Here is a 7,187-nt window from a genome sequence, read left to right on the forward strand (position 1 = left end):
TTTTATCTCTCCGCAGTCAGACAATCATTGCAAATTTTCTTATATATAATGAAGAGAAAAGGTTGTCCAGATTGGGAGGGGAAAAATGAAAACGTATGAATTGTATTTAATTCAAGAGGATATTGCGAAATCTTATTTTGGTCGTGAATATTTGTTTTTTGATTTATTTGCTCGATTTTCAGAATCTGGGTCCCTTTCGGAGAAAAAAGTGTTATATAAACAAATGATGTATATAACAAAACCATTGCAAGTAATGAAAATTCATCATAAATTAGAACAAGCTTTGCGCGTTCTTGGTAAATATGATAGAACACATCATACACATACACTTTATACGGGAGCGGAGTACGGTGAAATAATGGTGAAACCGCACTATATTCGTATGAATACCTCTGGAAATGTCTCTATGGAAACGACTTTCTTTGAGGTGTTAAGAAAGTGTGAATTAACATTTTTAGCTATGGATTATGAAAATACAAAGTACGGATGGCTGAATCCTCTAAAACAAGTACGAACATATGTGTAAAAAATGTCGAATTGTATCTTGTCTTATTGAAAAGGTTTTAGTACACTGTAAGGTAGACAACATGAAGGAGGAAAATATATGCCAATTTGGTTAGGTATTCTAGTGGGCGTAGTAGCACTAGTAGCAGGCGTGGCGTTAGGATTTTTCATTGCCCGCAAATACATGATGAATTACTTACAAAAAAATCCACCAATTAACGAACAAATGTTAAAAATGATGATGATGCAAATGGGACAAAAACCTTCCCAAAAGAAAATCAATCAAATGATGAGCGCAATGAACAAGCAACAAATGAAATAAGCGCTAAAAGACACTCGCTAAGAGTGTCTTTCTTTTTGTTAGTTACAGTTTTTAAAACTTTTAAAAATTCTGTATTTTTGATAAACTGAAAACATCGCTCATTTTAAGGGAGGAGGAAAAAAATGAAAGTGTTTATGAATTTAGCGTGGTTTTTTAAACAAGAAAAACGAGCATACATAACCGGAATTATTTTATTATTTGGCGTTGCACTTTTAGAACTTGTAGCACCAAAAGTAATTGGAATCGTTGTAGATGAAATTAATGATGGAACATTGACGACCAATAAGTTACTAAATTGGGTTGTACTATTAGTAATTGTAGGTATTACGATGTACATATTACGTTACATATGGCGTATTATGATTTTCGGGTCTTCGTTAAAATTAGCTCGCCAATTACGAAAAAATTTATATGAACATTTTACAAAGATGAGTCCATCTTTCTATCAGTCAAATCGAACAGGTGATTTAATGGCACATGCGACCAATGATATTCAAGCGATCCAGCAAACTGCTGGAGCGGGTGTTTTAACGCTTGTTGATTCATTAGCTGTTGGGGGATGTGTACTCGTAGCGATGGGTTTTACAATTAGTTGGAAGTTAACATTGTTAAGTTTAATTCCGATGCCGATTGTAGCCATTTCGACAAATTATTATGGAACGTTATTACATAAAAGGTTTCATAAAGCACAGCAATCGTTTTCGGAAATTAATGATAAAGTGCAAGAGAGTATGAGTGGAATGAAAGTGATTCGATCGCTTGGACAAGAGAAAGAAGATTTGCAGGCGTTTCGAAAAAAATCAGAAGATGTTGTGCATAAAAATGTGTTAGTTGCACGTATTGATTCGTTATTTGATCCGACAATCGCTCTTATCGTTGGATTTTCTTTTTTAATTGCAGTATGTTACGGATCGGTATTAGTTGTAAGAGATGAATTAACAGTAGGTGATCTCGTTACATTTACGACATATTTAGGTACCCTCGTTTGGCCAATGTTAGCGTTTGGATGGTTGTTCAATATTATGGAGCGTGGGCGTGCTTCATATGACCGTGTAGAAAAAATTCTTTCACAAAAATCAGATGTAGTAAATAGAGAAAATGCTGTACATACGATAGCGAGCGGTAATGTTTCGTTTGCCGTTGATTCATTTTCGTATAAGAAAAATGAACTGTTACATTTAAACGATATTCACTTTGATTTGAAGAAGGGCGAAACGCTAGGAGTTGTAGGACGTACAGGTGCAGGGAAAACGACTTTATTAAAATGTTTAATCCGTGAGTATGATCATTTTAATGGTGAATTAAAAGTTGGGGAGCGAGATATTCGAGATTTAACACTTCATGGTGTCCGTTCTGCTATTTCATATGTGCCACAAGATCATTTTTTATTTTCAGCAAGTATTGGTGAGAATATCGCCTTTGGAAAGGCGGATGCTACATATAATGAAATTACCCAAGCTGCAGATATTGCTTGTATTCATAATGATATCCTCCAATTTTCAGAAGGATATGAAACAGTAGTAGGGGAAAGAGGCGTTTCGTTATCTGGTGGTCAAAAACAGCGAATCTCTATTGCTCGTGCTTTATTAACAAATGCTGAAATTTTAATTTTGGATGATTGTTTATCAGCGGTAGATGCAAAAACAGAAGAGACAATTTTAAGTGCCTTAAAGAGGGAAAGAGCAGGGAAAACGACGATTATTACTGCACACCGATTAAGTGCAATTCAGCATGCCAATCTTATTCTTGTTGTTGATGAAGGTAGAATTGTACAAAGAGGTACACATGAGGAATTAATGAAGGAAAACGGCTGGTATAAAGAAATGTATGAAAGTCAGCAATTAGAAGCTTTAGTTGAGAAAGGAGGCGTATGATGGTAGAGAAGAAGCGAAGTGATTTAAGTAGATTGCTTTCTTATATGAAGCCATATAAAGGGTTGCTATCTTTAGCATTTATCTTTTTAGTTGGTGCGACAGTAACGGAAATGATGGGGCCTTTTTTAATTAAACAATTCCTCGATGAACACCTAGTACCGCAGGATTTTGAACGATCAGCACTCGTTACTTTATTTGTAATTTACATAGTTGCTCATTTATTAAAAGTATTATTTACGTATTTAAATCTATTGTACTTTCAGAACATTGCTTTTAAGATTGTTCAAGATATGCGAGTTGAAGTATATGAACATGTTCAAAAGCTATCATTAAGTTTCTTTGATCGTACGCCAATTGGTACGCTCGTATCTCGTATAACGAATGATACGGAAGCGATTAAAGATTTTTATGTCAGTGTATTATCAACATTTGTGAAAAATGTAGTCTTTTTAGTAGGTATTTTAATAGCGATGTTTTTATTAGATGTAAAATTAGCGTTATTTTCTCTCGTATTAATTCCGATAATGTTCGCGATTATGGTATTATATCGCCGGAAAAGTGCAGCTTTTTATTTAGAAGTACGTAATCAACTAAGCGTGTTAAATGCAAAATTGAACGAGTCCATACAAGGAATGAATATTGTTCAAGTGTTCAGACAAGAAAAACGTATGAGAAAAGAGTTTGAAGAAGTGAATAATAAACATTATAGTGCAGGGCGACGTACATTGAAGTTAGATGCATTACTTTTACGACCAGCTACGGATTTAGTACATATTGTAGCTATTGCTTTAGTACTAGGTTTATTTGGGATTGATGCTTTAAAGAGCCCTGTTGAAGTAGGAGTTTTATATGCTTTTGTTAACTATATACATCGTTTCTTCCAACCTGTAAATGAGATGATGATGAAATTGTCCTTTTTCCAACAGGCACTTGTTTCGTCATCACGTGTATTTCATTTAATGGACGAGAAAGATTTAGCACCGGTTCAAAAAGGCAATGAGAATCCTCAAGTTGTGGATGGAGATATTGAATTTAAAAATGTTACTTTTTCGTATGATGGAAAGCGTGACGTTTTAAAAAATGTATCATTTCACGTGAAACAAGGGCAAACGGTTGCTTTTGTTGGGCATACTGGTAGCGGAAAAAGTACGATTATGAATTTGTTAATGCGATTTTATAATCTTAAGTCAGGAAATATTGTAATAGACGGTGTAGATTTAGAAAAATTTGAAGAACGAGAAATTAGAAAGAAAATAGGACTCGTATTGCAAGATGCATTTTTATTTGCTGGAAATGTAAAGCAAAATATTCGTATGTATAATGAAGAAATTACGGATGAAGAAGTAAAAGAAGCTGCTCGATTTGTGCAAGCGAATACGTTTATTGAAAAGTTACCAGAGCAGTATGAAACAGAAGTAGTAGAAAGAGGTGCAGCATTTTCAAGCGGTCAACGACAATTAATTGCTTTTGCTAGAACGATAGCAACGAATCCGAAAGTATTAGTATTAGATGAAGCAACAGCTAATATCGATACAGAAACAGAAGAGGCTATTCAAACAGCGTTGCAACAAATGCGAAAAGGTAGAACGACGATAGCCATTGCGCATAGGTTATCTACAATTCAAGATGCAGATCAAATTTTTGTGATGCATGATGGAGAGATAGTAGAAAGAGGAACACATCAAGAATTACTAAGTGAGCAAGGTTTGTATTATAATATGTACTTGTTACAAAATAAAGGGAGTTTGCAAAAGGCCTTGTAAATACAAGGTCTTTTTTATTTTGTATACAAAATATATTTACTCTTTGTTTCTATAGCATAAATGTCGTGTCCTCTTATGAAACTTGTACATATTGTATGTATACGAAGTAAAAAAATTGATAGGAGATTTTATATGCAAAACAGATCGAGTTCAAATGTTACGTTTATTGATGTGTCTCATTGGGAAGGGAATATTGATTGGAATGCAGTGAAGGCATCTGGAATTCCAGCAGCGTATGCAAAAGCGACAGAAGGTGTAAATTACATTGATCCTACTTTTACTAAAAATGTACAAGCAGCCCGAAGTGCGAATGTATTAATTGGTGCATACCATTTTGCACGTCCAGAACAAAATGATGCAATTTCAGAGGCGAAATATTTTGTGAGTATATTACAAAGTAACCAGACAGACTTAATGCCAGTTCTGGATTTAGAATCACCAAAAGATCCGAGTAATAGTAATTTAACTGGTAGCGCTATATCGAATTGGGCAAGAAGCTTCATAAATTATGTGAAACAGGCTACTGGAAAAGATGTAATGTTATATACAGGAGTTTGGTATATTAATGAGTTCGGAATTAGCGGATTAAGTGATATTCCACTTTGGATTGCTAAATACTCGAGTACACCGCCTGCTGATGCTGGTGGATGGACAGCGTGGACAGCATGGCAGTACACAGATTCTGGACAAATTTCAGGTGTAGGAAATTGTGATGTATCAGCTGCAGTTTCACTAGAAGCTTTACAAGGGAATGGAGCAAGTGGTGGAGGGAATGTTTCTCCGCCTAATAATGCAACTCCAGTGTACGGGGTTGCTATAATTAATGGAGATAATGTGAATTTGAGAAGTGGACCATCTTTGCAGTCTAGTGTAATTCGCCAATTGAATCGTGGCGAAACATATGAAGTTTGGGGAGAACAAGATGGATGGCTTTGTTTAGGGACAAATCAGTGGGTATATAATGATCCGAGTTATATTCAGTATAAACATTATGTGGCGACTATTACTGGTGATAATGTAAATTTACGTGACGCTCCATCATTAAAAGGAAATGTTATAAGACAGTTACATCATGGTGAATCGTATCGAGTATGGAGTAAGCAAGATGGATGGCTTTGCTTAGGGACAAATCAATGGATATACTACGATCCAAGTTATATTCAGTATGGTGTACAATAGAGTGAAAATAAAAGGTGCCCCGTCAGAGGTGCCTTTTATCCCGCATTAACTGGCGGTAAGACCCCCCACCTCAAAATTCAGCGGAAGCAAAGAAGTTAGGGGGGATCAATTGCCAGTAAACGCCCGATTGGTTCAACTAATAATCAGTGGGGAAGGAACAAAACCCCCACTGATTAAAGTTTCACTTTATTAAAAATATACAACTTTTACAAAGTCTATATCGAAACCATAGTATACTATAGTAGATATATTTTAAAAAAATAATAGAAAATGAAATAAAGGGGTAAAAATATGAATTATGTGCTAATAGGTGCGGTTTTAATATTATTAGCTGTAGTATTTGTGCTGTTTTATAAAAATAAACAGTTAGAATCAGAGAGTCAGCAAGTAGAATTTGAAAAGAAACAAGCAATTGAAACGTATGAAAACGAAATTGCAGCTACGGTGATAGAGCATAAAGAACAACAAAATAATTTAAAAAATATGGAACAGAAAAAATACAATGATTTACAAGTAAGTGCAAATAGAGAAATTGAAAATATGCGTATGATGAAAAATCAATTAGCTATGCAACATAGTAAAGAACGTAGTGAAATACAAAATAAACATAATAACGAAATACATATGTTTCAAAAATTAATTGCAAATTTACGAGAATATACTAAAAACGGCGCTGAAATGAATACGTACGAAACATTACATTATATGAAGCGAGGATTCATAGAGCAAGGCATCATATTAGATGCTGAAATTGAAATCATGCCGAATGTTTTTATTAAAAATAATAGTGAAATAAACGATAATCGAATCCATCATCTCATCTTGTGCAAAACTGGTATTTATCTACTTGAGACGAAAGAATGGGAAGAGAAATTAATTCATGGTTTAACGAAAGAAAATGCTGGTATATATTCATTTATGATTGATGAAATGGGTAAGTATCAACAAGAAGTTGAAAAAGAAGAGACATTTGAATATATAGTAGGTAAAGATTCGTCAACTATGCAAGTGAAAAATGAAGGAAATCCAGTATATAAGGCGAAGAAACTATCTCAAATTTTATACAATTGTTTGAAAGAAATGCAGGCTAATAGTATAAAAGAAAAGGTAAAACCAGTTGTATATTTTTATAATGAAAATGGAAAAGAAATAATAGATCTTTCTAGTGAGGAAACACCTAGATTAAAAGATCGGGAGCAAATTGTAACGTTCTTCAGAAATGAAATCTTAGCAGGGAAAGTAGTATATACAGTGCAAGAATTAGAACAGATTCGAGAAATGATTAGCCGGATGAATTATATAGTGAGTTAAAAGGGGAGATCTTTCTGAACGCTATGCTACGTGGCATTTTGTATGTCTATTTTTGTTTGTATATAGTAATGTACATTCTATTTATATTCGTCATTGATATGGTCCATATACCCTTAAGTGTAAGGAGCATTTTTGTAGTATTCATACCATTTGTTTTATTAGAGGGTGTTGCAAAACTAAAATAAATATGCAATGTTATGAATCAGAAAAACTAGCTGAACATGCAATAGATAG

6 protein-coding genes are annotated in these 7,187 nt (G+C 34.1%); all 6 read left to right on the forward strand.

Annotated elements, in window-relative coordinates:
- Positions 1-85: 85 nt before the first annotated feature.
- The gene (sirA, locus tag ACQRBL_RS18190; RefSeq protein ID WP_000860652.1) at positions 86-526 is read left to right on the forward strand and encodes a sporulation inhibitor of replication protein SirA; all 441 of its coding nucleotides are present in this window, start codon (positions 86-88) and stop codon (positions 524-526) included.
- 78 nt (positions 527-604) lie between these two features.
- Positions 605-826, forward strand: a complete 222-nt coding sequence (locus ACQRBL_RS18195) for a YneF family protein (RefSeq protein WP_001123317.1) — start codon at positions 605-607, stop codon at positions 824-826.
- A gap of 122 nt (positions 827-948) precedes the next feature.
- A complete protein-coding gene (locus tag ACQRBL_RS18200; RefSeq protein WP_411996285.1) occupies positions 949-2,700 on the forward strand; it encodes an ABC transporter ATP-binding protein in 1,752 nt (583 codons plus the stop codon).
- Positions 2,700-4,463, forward strand: a complete 1,764-nt coding sequence (locus ACQRBL_RS18205; RefSeq protein ID WP_023522786.1) for an ABC transporter ATP-binding protein — start codon at positions 2,700-2,702, stop codon at positions 4,461-4,463. The genes ACQRBL_RS18200 and ACQRBL_RS18205 overlap by 1 nt, the downstream gene beginning before the upstream one ends.
- Before the next feature lie 132 nt (positions 4,464-4,595).
- Complete coding sequence (locus tag ACQRBL_RS18210; RefSeq protein WP_001181402.1) at positions 4,596-5,642, forward strand: GH25 family lysozyme; 1,047 nt, start codon at positions 4,596-4,598, stop codon at positions 5,640-5,642.
- 291 nt (positions 5,643-5,933) lie between these two features.
- The gene (locus ACQRBL_RS18215) at positions 5,934-6,953 is read left to right on the forward strand and encodes an NERD domain-containing protein (RefSeq protein ID WP_063548385.1); all 1,020 of its coding nucleotides are present in this window, start codon (positions 5,934-5,936) and stop codon (positions 6,951-6,953) included.
- Positions 6,954-7,187 lie beyond the last annotated feature (234 nt).

Source organism: Bacillus sp. AF62 (assembly GCF_050312695.1).
GTDB classification, from domain to species: domain Bacteria; phylum Bacillota; class Bacilli; order Bacillales; family Bacillaceae_G; genus Bacillus_A; species Bacillus_A cereus.